Origin of the sequence: Limnohabitans sp. (assembly GCF_046052825.1) — a bacterium.
Classification (GTDB): Bacteria; Pseudomonadota; Gammaproteobacteria; order Burkholderiales; family Burkholderiaceae_C; genus Limnohabitans.
In genome coordinates, this window is the sequence record NZ_JAVLFP010000098.1 from 33,443 (window position 1) to 47,984 (window position 14,542).

Genomic DNA, 14,542 nt, shown 5'->3' on the forward strand with positions numbered 1-14,542 from the left:
GGGGGGTTAAACGCGGTTCCAGTCAAAGGCGACTTTTTCGCCTTTGCCGTAGACCTTCAAAGCGCCTTTTTCGCCAACGGCATTGGGGCGCTGGAAAATCCAGTTTTGCCATGCCGTCAAGCGACCAAACACGCGGGTGAACATGTTTTCAGGACCATTGAAGCGCAGGTTGGCTTCCATGCCTGTCAAGGCATCGGGAGACATGGACACGCGTTCTTCGATGGCGATGCGAACTTCATCGGCCCAGTCGATGTCGTCCGGTGCGCTGGTGACCAGGCCGAGTTCAAAGGCGTGTTGGGCATCCAAGGGGTGACCAACCTGAGCTCGCACTTGGTCGAGTGCGGGTTGCTCATCGTAAAAACGCCGCTGCAAACGGCTTTGTTCGGTGACCATGGGATAAAACCCAAAGTTGAGTTCGTTGACCGACAGCTTGGGGGCCAGCTCGGGGGCGTCTGGCAGCGCCAACATGTAAATGCGGTCGCATGCCAAGGCCAACTCTAAGAACGTGCCGACAAAGCATGAGCCTTCTTCGATCAGGGCAAACAAACTCCGCGATGACACGTCGATACGGCTGAAGGTGCGACGCATCAGCCCCAAAGTCTCACGAACCAACCAGTGGTCTTTGTGTGCCAACAAGCTGGCATCCATCTCCAGCACGGCTGAAGCATTGCCCGTGGTTTTGATCAGCCAAGTGCCAATGTCCAACTCATTGGTGCGCATGGACAAAATGGCATCTTCCAGGTCCCGCGCCATGGCCAAGGGGTACCAATGCTCTCCTGCTGCTTCAATGCTGGCGATGTCCTGAGGTGATCCAGCGCTGGGGGCCTTGACGGTGAAGGTCGCTGTGCGCTTGCTGCGGTCAATGTCGACGCTGACATGGGTATAGGTCAAGCGATCGGTTTCGATCACGCGCTGAAGTGGGTTGAAGACCACGCCTTTGCCTTGGGTCGGACGGTCACTTTGTGCGGCCAGTTCCAACGCACGGGCTTTGACTTTTTCTGCAAAGACGGCAGGTTTGGCAATGTCATCGACCAAACGCCAGTCTTTGGCTTTTTGTCCGCGAACGCCTTCGGTGGTGGTGCAGAAAATATCAGCCAAATCATGCCGCACATGGCGTTTGTCTGTCACGCGGGTCAAACCACCCGTGCCTGGCAACACACCCAACAGCGGCACTTCGGGCAGGCTGACGGCGCTGGAGCGGTCATCGATCAAGATGATTTCGTCGCACGCCAAGGCCAGCTCGTAGCCGCCACCCGCACAGGCTCCGTTGACCGCCGCCAAGAACTTGAGGCCGCTGTGCGTGGACGAGTCTTCTAAACCATTGCGTGTTTCGTTGGTGAATTTGCAGAAGTTGACTTTCCATGCATGGCTGGAAACGCCCAGCATGAAGATGTTGGCGCCTGAGCAAAACACCTTGTCTTTCAGGCTTGTCATGACCACGGTGCGAACTTCGGGGTGCTCAAAGCGGATGCGTTGAATGGCGTCGTTGAGTTCAATGTCAACGCCCAAGTCATAGCTGTTGAGTTTGAGTTTGTAGCCAGGACGCAGGCCTGCGTTTTCATCAAAGTCGGCCGCCAAGGTGGCAATGGCGCCATCAAAACTCAGTTTCCAGTGCTTGTACTGAGAGGGATTGGTTTGGTAATCGACGCGAGGGGATGTCATCTGTGTCTCCAAAGGTTTGTGCATCACGCATTAAAGTTCATACCGTGTGATGTGCATGATAGTGCATTATTTTCTGGTGTCAAGCATTATTTTGCGTGGCGGGCGTTCAGGTCCTCCGCAAAGCATTGCTGGCCATCTCCAACAGAATCAAAAAGGTTTCGTTCAAGGCTTGTTGGCTGGTATCCAGCGTGAAGTTCGCTTTGGAATAAAAAGCTTGTCGCGCAGCGAGGATGGATTTGAGATCTTCCATGGCTTCTTTGCTGGCTGCCATGGGGCGGTTGTCGCCTTGGTCGATCACGCGCCGCATGTGGTCTTCTGGGCTGGCTTTGAGCCAAATGGTGGTGCAGTGGGTGAGGAGTTCGTTGAAGCTCGAAGGGTCTGAGACCAGTCCGCCTGGGGTGGCGATGATGGCTTCTGGGTAGATTTGAATGGCTTCTTCCAGAGCACGTCGTTCGTAGCGGCGGTAGGCGTTTTGACCATACAAAGCTTGAATCTCAGCCACCGTGCAGCCCGCAAACTTTTCGATTTCGGCGCTCAATTCGACAAATGCAAAATTGAGCTCTTGTGCCAGCATCTTGCCCAGGGTTGACTTGCCAGCGCCCCGCAAACCAATCAACGCGATGCGTTGGCCGTGTTGGTTGTGAGGTGTGGTCGTTCCAATGAGCTCTCCAATGGCGCTGCGCACCCGAAAGAGGGTCGCCTCGTCTCGCCCATCCAAGAGTTCGCGAATCATCAACCATTCTGGAGAGGATGTGCTGATATCCCCCAATATCTCCGCCAGCGAGCATTGCAAGGCCTTGGAGACTTGCAGCAGGACCAAGATAGAGGCATTGCCTGTCCCGTATTCAAGGTTGGCCAAATGACGCTCGGACACGCTGGCGGCTTGGGCCGTCGCTTTGCGCGTCATTCCGCGTCGTCCTCTGAGGTGGCGAATGCGCTCCCCCAGCGATTCCAGAAAGGGGTCTTTGGGGGGCGGGCTGATCAATGGAGTGTCTGCGGCTGACATTAGGGATTTCCCGTTATATGCAATATAGTGCTTGACGCACGATTTCTGTGGGCATAAAGTCGATTTAAGCACAATACTGCAAGTCTTTGGCTTGATCAAGCGGTAAGAGCGTCCAATTTCAAAAACAATGTCTGACCGATGGAGACTCCATGACAACATTCGAGACGGTTCCAGCGCCTGGTGACCGATTTAATTTTGCCCAACACCTGCTGGCCTTGAACACGACCCGCCCTGGCAAGGCGGCGTTCATTGATGACCATGGCACGCTCAGCTACGGCGAGTTAGACGATCGCGTCAAACGCATGGCGGCGGGCTTGCTGCAATTGGGTTTGCGGCGCGAAGAGCGCGTGTTGCTGCTCATGTTGGATGGCAACGATTGGCCTGTGAGCTTTTTGGGCGCCCTCTATGCAGGTCTGGTGCCAGTTTGCGTGAACACCTTGCTGACTGCGGATGACTATGCCTACATGTTGGCGCATTCAAGAGCCCAAGCCGTGTTGGTCTCTGGCGCCTTGTTGCCCACACTGACGGCGGCCATGAACCGTGCGGAGCATGAGGTGGGACGGGTGGTGGTGTCTCGGCCAGTGGCGCCTTTGCAGGCGGCTGAGATTGAATTTGAGACTTTTTTGAACGCAGCCACGCCCGCTGACAAAGCGGCCGCCACGCAGGCCGATGATGTGGGCTTTTGGTTGTATTCCTCGGGCTCGACCGGGCGTCCCAAAGGAACCGTGCATTCGCACGCCAATCCTTACTGGACCGTCGAGTTGTATGGCAAGAAGATTTTGCAATTGCAAGAAAGCGATGTGTGCTTTTCAGCTGCGAAGCTGTTCTTCGCTTACGGCCTCGGCAACGGCTTGACATTCCCCATGGGGGTAGGCGCCACCACGCTTTTGATGTCCGAGCGCCCCACGCCAGATGCCACATTCAAGCGCTGGGTGGGAGAGGTGGGCGGGGTTCGACCCACGGTTTTCTTTGGCGCACCCACGGGTTTTGCGGGCATGCTGGCTTCCCCCGCATTGCCCAAGAAAGAGCACATTGCGCTGCGCCTGGTGTCCTCCGCTGGGGAGGCGTTGCCCGCAGAGATCGGTCAGCGTTTCAAAGCCTACAGCGGTGTGGACATCGTAGACGGCATTGGCTCGACAGAAATGCTCCACATCTATTTGTCCAACTTGCCCAACAAAGTCCAATATGGCACCACCGGCTGGCCCGTGCCCGGCTACGACCTGGAGCTCAGAGGGGATGACGGGCAGCCTGTGCCAGACGGCGAGCCAGGAGATTTGTACATCCATGGGCCTTCGAGTGCCATGATGTATTGGGGCAACCGGGTCAAAACCCGAGAAACTTTTCAAGGGGGTTGGACCAAGAGCGGGGACAAGTACGTGCGCAATGCGGACGGCAGCTACACCTACAGTGGGCGCACGGACGACATGTTGAAGGTCAGCGGAATTTACGTCTCGCCCTTTGAAGTCGAGGCCACTTTGGTCCAGCATCCGAGCGTGCTAGAAGCTGCTGTGGTGGGCAAGGAGGATGTCGATGGCCTGACCAAGACCCAAGCCTTTGTGGTGCTCAAGCCAGGTCACGAGGCCACGCAAGATGAACTCAAAGCGTTTGTCAAAGACCGTTTGGCCCCTTACAAGTACCCTCGGTTCATCGAGTTTGTGCCTGACCTGCCCAAAACGGCAACTGGAAAAATCCAGCGCTTCAAGCTTCGCGCTCAGTGATTCAAGTTCAGTAAATCAGGGGCGTTGCTGTCTGCGCCAAGGCATCCAGTGCGGATGTGCTGGCTTGCAGAGCACTACGGCGGTGGTAGAAGTTGAGTGCGCGCAAGCCTCCCAACTCTTCCCCGCCCCCCGCCCTGGCAGGACCGCCGTGCAGAGACATCGGCATCACATTGCCGTGGCCGGTGTGCAGGCTGGCCACATCGGGGGAGATGGCATGAACGCGTCCATGGTGAGCACCAAGCGCCACAGACGTTTGTGCAATGAAGCTGGGGTCATCGCTGTACACCGACATCACCAACGAGCCCATGCCACGCTGAATCAATCGATAGGCTTGATGGATATCTTGGTAGGCCATGAGGGTGGCCACAGGACCAAAAACTTCGATGTCGTGGAGCACGTGGGCGGACTCAGGTGTTTGAGTGCCTAGCAACACGGGGGCCACGCATGCTGAAATTTGTTTGTCTGCCTCTATCAGTTCGCCGCTGTTGCCGTCAAACAAAACCTCTGCTTCTTGCTTCAAGGTCGCGATGCCAGACAACACATGTTGGTGTTGCTCTTGGCTGACCAGCGCACCCATGCGCACCGCCTCGTTTCGGGGGTTGCCCACGGTGATTTTTTTCAATTTGGCGCTGATGGCTTCAGCGGTCGCTTGGTACAGCGTGGCAGGAACAAAAATCCGTCGAATCGCGGTGCACTTTTGACCTGACTTGACGGTCATCTCACGCACAACCTCAGCGACCAGAAGTTGAAACACGTCGCTGTCGACCTGTGTGTTGGGGTCTAGCAAAGCAGAGTTCAAACTGTCGGCTTCGATGTTGCAGCGCACGGACTTTTCGGCCACAGCCGGATGGGAGCGGATGATGCGTCCAGTGTCTGCAGAGCCTGTGAATGACACCACATCAAAGGCTTCCAACTGGTCCATCAAGCCTGAGGATGAACCGCAAATGACCGACAGTGCGCCCAAGGGCAGGATGTTGGCGTTGACCACGTCTTGCACCATGCGTTGGGTCAGCCATGCCGTGGCCGTGGCTGGCTTGATGATCACGGGCACGCCAGACAACAGCGCAGGAGCGGCTTTCTCCCAAAGGCCCCAACTTGGGAAGTTGAATGCATTGATGAAGAGCGCCACCCCCGGCGTGGATGTCAAAAAGTGCTGGGTTTGAAACAAGGGGTCCTTGCCCATGCGAATGCGCTCACCGTCCAACAAGAGCGTGTGGTCCCCCAGCTTTGCGCCCATCTTGGCGTAGGTGGCTAAGGTGAAGATTCCGCCATCAATGTCCACGGCCGAATCACGCGTGGTGGTGCCAGAGTTGGCTGTGGCAATGTCGTAGTAGGCCGCCTTGTTCTCGGACAACACGCTGACAATTTCTTCCAGCTTGGCGGCGCGCTGCTTGTAGGTGAGGGCTCGCAATGCCGTGCCCCCCTGAAGGCGAGCAAATTCAAAAGCTTCTTTCAAATCCAAGCCGGCGTTGGACACACGCACCAACGCTGTTCCGAGGACGGGGTCAAACAGTGTGGTGCCTTCTCCGGCGCCGGTTTGCCAGCGGCCTGCTGCGAAATTTTGTAGGAGTTCGGTGTTCATCGGTGTTCTTTGAGGTGGAATGGTTCTTGATCGGGCAATTATCGTGTGTCGTCTGCTCCAGCTGACTTCTCGCGGCTGGGACTTTTACAAAGCATGCGAAGGATGTGGACGACGCAAAGCGCCTGAGCCATTTGTATCGAAAGAAAATCGACACAGGACTTTCACGGTACTAACCCCTGTCGTTCGGCAACTGAGACTTGTCTACACTTGCGTTCAAGATAACTTTTGTCGAATCGTATGCATTTTTTAATTTTGTTAGCCCGACTGTGTGCAATTGCTGCGGGGCTTTTACTAACGGTGATTACCTTGATGACCTGCACCAGCATCGTGGGCCGAGAGTTGTTCGGTTCGGCCATCACCGGTGACTTTGAGTTATCTGGTGCTGCCACAGGCGCCGCCATTGGGTTGTTCATGCCATGGTGTCAAGCCAAGCGCGGCAACATCATTGTGGATTTCTTCACTGCCAAATGTTCTGACCAAGCCAATGCAGCCATGGATCGCATGGGGGCACTGTTTGTTTGTCTTTGTTTTGCTTTGTTGTCCTGGCGCACTTACTTGGGCGGCTTGAGCGCCTTCAACTCTAACTCAGGGACCATGATTTTGGGTTTTCCGGAGTGGATCGTTTTTGCCGTCATGTCTCCGGCTTTTGCTTTGACCAGTGTGATTGCTTTGATGCAGACATTTATTGGCTTTGACGACAGTTTGGGAGAACCCGCATGAGCAGTTTGCAATTGGTAGGCGCCATTTTTGGTGTGATGTTGCTTCTGATGGCTGTGCGTGTGCCCATCGCTGTCTCTATGTTTGTGGCGGGCGCTTTTGGCTATATTTTTCAAACAGGCTGGATGCCGTTTGCGAATTTTTTAAACAACCAGGCATTTGCACGTTTTGCGAGTTACGACTTATCGGTCATTCCTTTGTTCATCTTGATGGGACATTTTGCGACGCAAGGGGGGATCAGCAAGGCATTGTTTGATTTCGCCGCAGGTGTCACTGGGCGTTTCAAAGGTGGCTTGGCGATGGCCGCAGTTTTGGCTTGTGCTGCTTTTGGCGCTATCTGTGGATCTTCCGTTGCAACAGCCGCCACCATCACCGGTGTTGCCATGCCAGAGCTGACTCGCCACGGTTATTCTGGTCGGCTGGCGACTGGGACACTGGCCGCTGCGGGTACCTTGGGCATATTGATTCCGCCCTCTGTACCTCTGGTGATTTATGCCATCTTGACCGAGCAAAACATCGCCAAGCTTTTTGCTGCAGCCATGGTTCCAGGCATCATTGCCATGCTGGGTTACATGACCGCCATTGCGATTTATGTCCGCCTTGTCCCTGGACAAGCGCCCGAAGTGGACAAAAACGCGGCTGGTTTGACCTGGTCCTCATTCGTCGGGATTGCACCGATCATGGTGATTTTCATCATTGTTTTTGGTGGCATCTACGCCGGTATGTTCACACCCACCGAAGGGGCTGCCGTTGGCGCTGCCAGCACCTTTGTGGCGGCCCTGATCAAGCGTGAAATCACCTGGCCTAAATTCAAAGAATGTTTTTACGCCACAGCAGACAGTTCGGCCATGATCTTTTTGATCTTCATTGGGGCCGATTTGATGAACGGGGCTTTGGCCTTGTCACAAGCCTCCACCCAGCTCAGTGCTTTGGTGACGGGTTTAGGTTGGTCTCCATTGGCGGTGGTCGCTGGTATCTTGGTTTTCTACGTCGTCTTGGGCGCGGTGATGGACGAACTGTCCATGATCTTGCTCACCATTCCTATCTTTTTCCCAATCGTGATGGGCTTGGACTTTGGAATGCCCAAAGAATCGGTCGCCATTTGGTTTGGCATCATGGTGCTGATGGTTGTTGAGTTTGGTCTGCTGGCGCCTCCTGTCGGCTTGAATGTGTATGTCGTCAACGGCATGACCAAAGGCGTACCCATTGCCGAAAGTTACCGGGGTGTGATGCCTTTCTTAGTCAGCGACACAATTCGTACCTTGGTGTTGCTGTTCTTCCCTGGCATCTGCTTGTGGCTGGTTGGCGTCTTGACTTAAAGCTTCATTCAACCGACAGCGGTCGAAAAAAAAGGAGGCCCAATGGGCCTCCTTTTGTTTGGGGGATGGTTCAATTATTTGGTGTATTTCTTGATCATGGCTTGGGCATCGCTGAGCAAAGCCTTGCCATCAGCGCCGCGTTTGTTCATGTCTGCCATCCACTCGTCGTCAAGGCTGTCAGAGGCTTTTTTCCAATTCTCCAGCTCAGATTTTGGGATCACCGTGATCACGTGACCTGCAGCGATCATCTTTTCTTTGCCTGGAACGTCATTGCCGGCTTGCGTCTTGCCTAGAAATGCAGAGAGTTCTCGGCCAGAGTTTTTGTCAATCACTTTTTGCAAATCAGCAGGCAAAGACTCGTACTTGGCCTTGTTCATCGGGACCACAAACACAGAGGTGTACAGCGCGTTGTAGCTGCGATCGGTTTCTGCGGTGAAGCGAGCCAATTCGTCAACTTTGATGCCAGGTGCCACCTCGTAGGGAATCACCGCACCGTCAATCACACCTTTTGACAGGGCATCGGGTACGGCAGGCACGGGCATGCCCACGGGTGTTGCGCCCATGCTGGCCAGCAATTTGGTGGTCAAACGTGTGGGGCCGCGCAGCTTCAAGCCCTTGATGTCAGCCATGGTTTTGATTTGCTTTTTAGACGTGAAGATGTTGCCTGGACCGTGCACGTGCATGGCCAAAACTTTCACATCTTTGAACTCCTCCAGTGCATTCTTTTCATAGTAGTCCCATGCCGCGCGACTGGTGGCTTCGGCATTCGTCATCATGAACGGGAGTTCAAATACCTCCATCTTGGGGAATCGACCTGCGGTGTATCCAGGCAGTGTCCACACCACATCAGCCACGCCATCACGAGCTTGGTCAAACAGCTGGGGTGGCGTTCCACCCAGTTGCATGGCTGGGTAAATCTGACACTGCAAACGATTGCCGGAATCTTTGCTGATGTTGTCGCACCAAGTTCTCAACATGGCGGTGTGCTGAATGGACTGTGGGCCCAAGAAATGGTGGACTTTCAAGATGATCGGATCGGCGGCCTGAGCGATCAAGCCGACGCTTGCCAAAGCCGCAGACACGGCGATGCGTTTGAAGAGGGGGGTCATGTGTTTCAGCTCCATATGGTTAACACTTCATGCTAATCCGACCCATCGGTCGGTTAATTAGGGGAATTCCCCTGCCGTGTGGACAAAGCCTTAAGAGATGTCGACTTGGTGAAAGCCAAACTGATGCCGCTTGGCATCGGCAAAGTAGTGCATCAGCGTCTCTTTGACGGTGCGAAAAGCCAACTCATCCCAAGGAATGTCTTCCTCAGCAAAAAGGCGCGCTTCCATGGTTTCATGGCCCGGGTCGAATTGATCGCTGAGCAGTTTGGCGCGGTAAAAAAAATGCACCTGGCCCACACGCACCACATTCATGAGGCTGAAGAGGTCTTGCAGTTCGAATTGCGCGCCGGCCTCTTCTTGGGTTTCACGTGCGGCTCCTTGGGCCACTGTTTCTCCAAGCTCCATGAACCCAGCGGGCAAGGTCCATTTGCCCAAGCGCGGTTCGATGTTGCGCTTGCACAGCAAGACTTTGCCTTCCCAAATTGGAATGGTGCCCACCACATTCAGTGGGTTTTCGTAATGGATGGTGTGACACGCCGTGCAGACCCCGCGTTCGCGCGTGTCGCCGTCGTCGGGCAAGCGGTATTGCACCGACGCACCACACGCCTTGCAATGCGCAATCAAAGTTCGTTGCAACATCTGCGAGATCAGGCCACGTGAACTTTGAGTTGACCCAAGCCTGCGACTTCGCCAACCATGGTGTCACCAGACACGACGGCCGCTACGCCTTCGGGTGTGCCGGTGTAAATCAGATCTCCAGGCTGAAGCTCCCAAGCGGCTGACAAATGCTCAATGGTTTCAGCAATGTTCCAAATCAACTTGTTGACGTTGCTGCGTTGGCGGTCCTGGCCACCCACTTGCACATAGATCTCGGCGTTTTCGACATCCCCGGCCAAGGCAGCGGGTGTGATGGGCCCAATTGGCGCACTGTGGTCAAAGGCTTTGCCAATGCACCAAGGACGGCCTTGTTTCTTCATGTCGTTTTGCAAATCGCGGCGCGTCATGTCCAAGCCCACGGCATAGCCGTAAATATGCTGCATGGCATCGGCAGCCGCGATGTTTTTTCCGCCTTTGCCAATCGCCACCACCAACTCGATTTCATGGTGGAAATTTTTAGTTTGGCTCGGGTAAGGGATGGAACCGGTTTCACCGTCTTTGACAACCACCAAGGCGTCGGCGGGTTTTAAAAAGAAAAACGGCGGTTCGCGACCGGTGAAGCCCATCTCTTTGGCGTGCTCTTCATAGTTGCGTCCCACGCAGTAAATGCGGTGCACAGGGAAGGCTTGTGTTTCGCCCACGACAGGCACGGAGACAACGGCAGGGGGGGCGAATAAGTAACTCATGTGGGGTCAGAACAGTTGTAACAAACATGCCAAGTCTAACGCCGGGTATCCTTGTTCACCATGGCCTTGATCGAAGCACTCCATTGGACCTTGCCCCCGGGCGTGCGGGCGGTTTTCTCTACCCGTGCGGGTGGGGCCTCTTCACCGCCCTTTGAGAGTTTCAATTTGGGGAGCCATGTCGGTGACGACCCTCGGTCGGTGACGGCCAATCGCCAGCTTTTGAAGATGCAACTGGGCTCTGCACGCCCTGTGTTTTTGCAACAGGTGCATGGCGTGGACATGGTGGCATTGGACCGAGACACGCCCGATGGCGTGGTCGCTGATGCGTGCATGGCGGTCGATGCGGACTTGGCTTGCACCATCATGGTGGCCGATTGCTTGCCGATCTTGCTGACGGACCGTCACGGGCGTGCTGTGGCCGCGGCCCATGCGGGCTGGCGCGGCTTGGTCCACGGGGTGGTGGACAACACGCTGGCTCAGTTGTGCAGGCAAGCGTGTGTGGCGCCATCTGAGGTGCTTGTGTGGCTAGGTCCGTGCATTGGCCCGACAGCGTTTGAGGTGGGGGCTGACGTGCGCGATGCATTCTTGGCGCATGACGCATCGGCAACCGAGCACTTCAAGCCTCGCGAACAACACCAAGGGAAGTGGTTTGCCAACTTACCAGGTTTGGCACGCCAGCGTCTTGCGTCCCTTGGCGTGAGCGCCATCAGCGGCAATGATGGCGGCGTCTCATGGTGCACCGTGCACCAAAGTTCACGCTTTTTCTCTTACCGGCGCGATGGCATCACGGGGCGATTCGCGGCTTGCATTTGGATCAGCCGCTGAGGCCTGAAGAGCCTGTTGTTGGGCCTCGAGTTGGGCTGCTTCTTGAGCCAAGCGACGGCGTTTGCGAGCTGGCGTGGACATGATGTAGCCCACCACCGACATGGGCAGCAAACCATACAGGGAGAAGGTCATGACAGCGCCCAATAGGCTGCCCACGTTGCTGGTGGCTTCTGCCACGGCCATCATCAAGGCCACATAAAACCACGCGATCAAAACCAAATACATGAAATAAGAACCTTACTTTTTTTGATGTCTGTCAGAAATCCGAAGGGCAATCGCTGTCATACTTGCGACAGCATTGAAAAGACCCCAGTTCCGGAGACCCCATGACCCAAGATTCTGCCCAGTTTTTGACGGGCGCAGCAGAAGAGTTTCAAAAGAGTTTTGCAGACAACTGGGCCAAAGCATTGGCATCGTTTCAAGGCATGGGCACCGCACCTGACATGCCCCAGCTGACGTTTGCACCAGAAAAACTTCAAGAGCTGCAGCAGCAGTATCTGGCCGAGGCCACCGCCTTGTGGAACCAGAGTTTGCAGGCCACGCCAGAGGTGAAGGACCGTCGATTCTCTGGCGAAGCCTGGCGCCACAATCCTGTCTCGGCATTTGCGGCTGCGGTCTATTTGCTCAACACCCGCACCCTGATGGGTTTGACCGATGCAGCCGAGACCGATGCAAAAACCAAAGCACGCATTCAGTTCGCGATTGAGCAATGGTCTGCGGCCACGGCGCCAAGTAACTTTTTGGCCTTCAACGCCGAAGCCCAACAAAAAGCCATCGACACCCAAGGCGAGAGCATTTCCAAAGGCATCCACAACTTGCTGCATGACATGGAGCAAGGGCACGTTTCGATGACCGACGAGAGTTTGTTTGAGGTCGGCAAAAACGTGGCCACCACCGAAGGTCGCGTGGTGTTTGAGAACGAGTTTTTTCAATTGCTTGAATACAAGCCATTGACCGCCAAGGTCTATGAGCGGCCCTTCTTGTTGATCCCACCTTGCATCAACAAGTTCTACATCTTGGACTTGCAGCCAGAAAATTCCCTCATCCGCTATGCCGTCAGCCAAGGACACCGCACCTTTGTGGTCAGCTGGCGTAACCCCGATGAGTCCTTGCAAAACACCACCTGGGACGACTACGTTCAAGACGTGGCCATCAAGGCCATCTCGGTGGTGCAAGAAATAGGGCCTACCCCGCAAATCAATGCGCTGGGGTTTTGCGTTGGGGGCACCATCCTTTCCAATGCTTTGGCGGTGTTGGCGGCGCGTGGTGAAAAGCCGGTCGCCAGTGCCACCTTTTTGACCACCTTGATCGACTTTCAAGACACCGGTGTGTTGGACGTGTTCATCGATGAGAACTTTGTCAAATACCGCGAGGGGCAGTTTGCCCAGGGCGGGCTGATGAAGGGCAAAGACATGGCGTCGACCTTCAGCTTTTTGCGGCCCAACGACCTGGTGTGGAACTATGTGGTGGGCAACTACCTCAAAGGTGAAACACCACCTCCGTTTGACCTGCTGTACTGGAACAGTGACTCCACCAACCTGCCAGGACCTATGTATGCCTGGTACTTGCGCAACACCTACTTGGAAAACAACTTGGTCAAGCCTGGAAAGGCGAAAGTGTGTGGCGAGTCGGTTGACTTTCGCAAGGTGGACCTGCCGCTCTACATCTACGGTTCGCGTGAAGACCACATCGTGCCGATCGGGGGCTCTTATGCCTCGACCCAAGTTTTCCCTGGCAAGAAACGCTTTGTCATGGGCGCTTCTGGGCACATTGCTGGCGTGATCAACCCACCCGCGGCCAAGAAGCGTTGCTACTGGACTGGCAGCGACACCTCATTCCCCAAAGACGTGAACCAATGGATTGGCAAGGCCAAGGAGCACCCCGGAAGTTGGTGGCCCGATTGGGCCAATTGGCTCAAGGCCCATGCAGGCAAACAAATTGCAGCGCCCAAAACCTATGGCAAAGGCCGCTACAAAGCGATTGAAAACGCCCCCGGGCGTTATGTCAAAGCGCGCGCTGGCAAATAATTTTTCGATCACTCAAACATCCTCAGGAGATCTCATGGAAGACATCGTCATTGTTTCAGCCGCTCGCACAGGTGTGGGCAAGTTCGGCGGCTCGCTGGCCAAAATTGCCGCCACCGATTTGGGGTCGATCGTGATTCGCGAAGCCTTGGCACGCGCCAAGCTTGACCCCGCCTTGGTGGGCGAGGTCATCATGGGCCAAGTGTTGGCTGCGGGCGCCGGACAAAACCCAGCGCGCCAGGCCCTCATGAAGTCGGGCGTGCCCAAAGAGGTGCCAGCTTTGACCATCAACGCGGTGTGCGGCTCAGGCCTCAAAGCGGTGATGTTGGCGGCCCAAGCTGTAGCCTATGGCGACAGCGAGATCGTCGTTGCGGGTGGCCAAGAGAACATGAGTGCATCGCCCCACGTGCTGTTGGGTTCGCGCGATGGTCAACGCATGGGCAACTGGAACATGGTCGATTCCATGATCGTGGATGGCCTGTGGGATGTGTACAACCAGTACCACATGGGCATCACGGCAGAGAACGTGGCCAAGGCCCACGGCATCACCCGCGACATGCAAGACGCTTTGGCTTTGGCCAGTCAGCAAAAAGCCTCCGCAGCCCAAGACGCTGGCAAATTCCACGATGAAATCGTCTCCGTCTCGATCCCACAGCGCAAAGGTGATGCGTTGATTTTCAACAGCGACGAGTACATCAACAAAAAAACCAGCGCCGAGGCCTTGTCGGGCTTGCGTCCTGCGTTTGACAAAGCCGGTTCGGTGACCGCTGGCAATGCGTCGGGCATCAACGACGGCGCAGCTGCGGTGGTGGTGATGACAGCCAAAAAAGCAGCCGCTTTGGGCCTGACGCCTTTGGCGCGCATTGCTGCTTTTGGCACCAGTGGTTTAGACCCCGCTTTGATGGGCATGGGCCCGGTCTCTGCATCGCGCAAAGCTTTGCAACGTGCAGGCTGGAACGCCGCCGACGTGGACTTGTTCGAGCTCAATGAAGCTTTTGCCGCCCAAGCCTGTGCGGTCAACCAAGAATTAGGCATTGATCCTGCTAAGGTCAACGTCAACGGTGGCGCGATTGCCATTGGGCACCCCATCGGTGCATCGGGCTGCCGTATTTTGGTGACCTTGTTGCACGAAATGCAGCGTCGTGGCGCCAAAAAAGGGTTGGCCGCGCTGTGCATCGGCGGCGGCATGGGCGTTTCATTGGCGCTTGAGCGCTGAGCGTGATCGAGAAGTTTTTCA

General features: G+C 55.6%; 13 protein-coding genes. 6 read left to right on the forward strand and 7 right to left on the reverse strand.

Annotated features, from left to right (window positions below):
• Positions 1–6 precede the first annotated feature (6 nt).
• Both boxC and ACKWJN_RS15605 read right to left on the reverse strand, forming a co-directional pair.
• Positions 7–1,662: a 2,3-epoxybenzoyl-CoA dihydrolase gene (boxC, locus tag ACKWJN_RS15600; protein WP_408598418.1), complete on the reverse strand. Its 1,656-nt coding sequence runs from the start codon at positions 1,660–1,662 to the stop codon at positions 7–9.
• 106 nt (positions 1,663–1,768) lie between these two features.
• Positions 1,769–2,668: a helix-turn-helix transcriptional regulator gene (locus ACKWJN_RS15605; RefSeq protein ID WP_408598420.1), complete on the reverse strand. Its 900-nt coding sequence runs from the start codon at positions 2,666–2,668 to the stop codon at positions 1,769–1,771.
• Positions 2,669–2,817: 149 nt separating this feature from the next.
• Here ACKWJN_RS15605 and ACKWJN_RS15610 point away from each other — a divergent pair, with 149 nt between their 5' ends.
• Positions 2,818–4,386: a benzoate-CoA ligase family protein gene (locus ACKWJN_RS15610; protein WP_408598422.1), complete on the forward strand. Its 1,569-nt coding sequence runs from the start codon at positions 2,818–2,820 to the stop codon at positions 4,384–4,386.
• 7 nt (positions 4,387–4,393) lie between these two features.
• Here the strand turns inward: ACKWJN_RS15610 and ACKWJN_RS15615 are convergent, their stop codons facing one another.
• Complete coding sequence (locus ACKWJN_RS15615; protein ID WP_408598424.1) at positions 4,394–5,968, reverse strand: 3,4-dehydroadipyl-CoA semialdehyde dehydrogenase; 1,575 nt, start codon at positions 5,966–5,968, stop codon at positions 4,394–4,396.
• 309 nt (positions 5,969–6,277) lie between these two features.
• Here ACKWJN_RS15615 and ACKWJN_RS15620 point away from each other — a divergent pair, with 309 nt between their 5' ends.
• Both ACKWJN_RS15620 and ACKWJN_RS15625 read left to right on the forward strand, forming a co-directional pair.
• Positions 6,278–6,688 (forward strand): TRAP transporter small permease, encoded by a 411-nt coding sequence (locus ACKWJN_RS15620; RefSeq protein ID WP_408598426.1) that lies wholly within the window; start codon positions 6,278–6,280, stop codon positions 6,686–6,688.
• A complete protein-coding gene (locus ACKWJN_RS15625) occupies positions 6,685–8,004 on the forward strand; it encodes a TRAP transporter large permease (protein ID WP_408598428.1) in 1,320 nt (439 codons plus the stop codon). The genes ACKWJN_RS15620 and ACKWJN_RS15625 overlap by 4 nt, the downstream gene beginning before the upstream one ends.
• A 74-nt stretch (positions 8,005–8,078) precedes the next feature.
• Here ACKWJN_RS15625 and ACKWJN_RS15630 read toward each other — a convergent pair whose 3' ends face one another.
• From ACKWJN_RS15630 to ACKWJN_RS15640, 3 genes are all read right to left on the reverse strand, one after another.
• The gene (locus tag ACKWJN_RS15630; RefSeq protein WP_408598430.1) at positions 8,079–9,113 is read right to left on the reverse strand and encodes a TRAP transporter substrate-binding protein; all 1,035 of its coding nucleotides are present in this window, start codon (positions 9,111–9,113) and stop codon (positions 8,079–8,081) included.
• Positions 9,114–9,203: 90 nt separating this feature from the next.
• Positions 9,204–9,752 (reverse strand): NUDIX hydrolase, encoded by a 549-nt coding sequence (locus tag ACKWJN_RS15635; RefSeq protein ID WP_408598432.1) that lies wholly within the window; start codon positions 9,750–9,752, stop codon positions 9,204–9,206.
• A gap of 8 nt (positions 9,753–9,760) precedes the next feature.
• Positions 9,761–10,456 (reverse strand): fumarylacetoacetate hydrolase family protein, encoded by a 696-nt coding sequence (locus tag ACKWJN_RS15640; protein ID WP_408598434.1) that lies wholly within the window; start codon positions 10,454–10,456, stop codon positions 9,761–9,763.
• Positions 10,457–10,516: 60 nt separating this feature from the next.
• On the opposite strand from ACKWJN_RS15640, the gene pgeF reads away from it, so the two are divergent.
• A complete protein-coding gene (gene pgeF, locus ACKWJN_RS15645) occupies positions 10,517–11,281 on the forward strand; it encodes a peptidoglycan editing factor PgeF (RefSeq protein WP_408598436.1) in 765 nt (254 codons plus the stop codon).
• On the opposite strand, the gene ACKWJN_RS15650 is transcribed toward pgeF, so the two are convergent.
• Positions 11,210–11,506 carry a hypothetical protein gene (locus ACKWJN_RS15650; RefSeq protein WP_408598438.1) on the reverse strand — a complete coding sequence of 99 codons (297 nt, stop codon included), beginning with the start codon at positions 11,504–11,506 and terminating at the stop codon, positions 11,210–11,212. The genes pgeF and ACKWJN_RS15650 overlap by 72 nt on opposite strands.
• Positions 11,507–11,607: 101 nt before the next feature.
• On the opposite strand from ACKWJN_RS15650, the gene ACKWJN_RS15655 reads away from it, so the two are divergent.
• Positions 11,608–13,308, forward strand: a complete 1,701-nt coding sequence (locus ACKWJN_RS15655) for a PHA/PHB synthase family protein (RefSeq protein ID WP_408598440.1) — start codon at positions 11,608–11,610, stop codon at positions 13,306–13,308.
• A 34-nt stretch (positions 13,309–13,342) separates the two neighbouring features.
• The gene (locus ACKWJN_RS15660; protein ID WP_408598442.1) at positions 13,343–14,521 is read left to right on the forward strand and encodes an acetyl-CoA C-acetyltransferase; all 1,179 of its coding nucleotides are present in this window, start codon (positions 13,343–13,345) and stop codon (positions 14,519–14,521) included.
• Positions 14,522–14,542: the final 21 nt, after the last annotated feature.

Excerpts from the sequence above, each read along its gene's own strand:
- ACKWJN_RS15640 (WP_408598434.1), bottom strand. The coding sequence starts at position 10,456 with ATGAGTTACTTATTCGCCCCCCCTGCCGTTGTCTCCGTGCCTGTCGTG.
- ACKWJN_RS15660 (WP_408598442.1), top strand. The coding sequence starts at position 13,343 with ATGGAAGACATCGTCATTGTTTCAGCCGCTCGCACAGGTGTGGGCAAG.
- ACKWJN_RS15605 (WP_408598420.1), bottom strand. The coding sequence starts at position 2,668 with ATGTCAGCCGCAGACACTCCATTGATCAGCCCGCCCCCCAAAGACCCC.
- ACKWJN_RS15610 (WP_408598422.1), top strand. The coding sequence starts at position 2,818 with ATGACAACATTCGAGACGGTTCCAGCGCCTGGTGACCGATTTAATTTT.
- pgeF (WP_408598436.1), top strand. The coding sequence starts at position 10,517 with ATGGCCTTGATCGAAGCACTCCATTGGACCTTGCCCCCGGGCGTGCGG.
- ACKWJN_RS15630 (WP_408598430.1), bottom strand. The coding sequence starts at position 9,113 with ATGACCCCCCTCTTCAAACGCATCGCCGTGTCTGCGGCTTTGGCAAGC.
- ACKWJN_RS15635 (WP_408598432.1), bottom strand. The coding sequence starts at position 9,752 with ATGTTGCAACGAACTTTGATTGCGCATTGCAAGGCGTGTGGTGCGTCG.
- ACKWJN_RS15655 (WP_408598440.1), top strand. The coding sequence starts at position 11,608 with ATGACCCAAGATTCTGCCCAGTTTTTGACGGGCGCAGCAGAAGAGTTT.
- ACKWJN_RS15615 (WP_408598424.1), bottom strand. The coding sequence starts at position 5,968 with ATGAACACCGAACTCCTACAAAATTTCGCAGCAGGCCGCTGGCAAACC.
- ACKWJN_RS15650 (WP_408598438.1), bottom strand. The coding sequence starts at position 11,506 with ATGTATTTGGTTTTGATCGCGTGGTTTTATGTGGCCTTGATGATGGCC.
- boxC (WP_408598418.1), bottom strand. The coding sequence starts at position 1,662 with ATGACATCCCCTCGCGTCGATTACCAAACCAATCCCTCTCAGTACAAG.
- ACKWJN_RS15625 (WP_408598428.1), top strand. The coding sequence starts at position 6,685 with ATGAGCAGTTTGCAATTGGTAGGCGCCATTTTTGGTGTGATGTTGCTT.
- ACKWJN_RS15620 (WP_408598426.1), top strand. The coding sequence starts at position 6,278 with ATGACCTGCACCAGCATCGTGGGCCGAGAGTTGTTCGGTTCGGCCATC.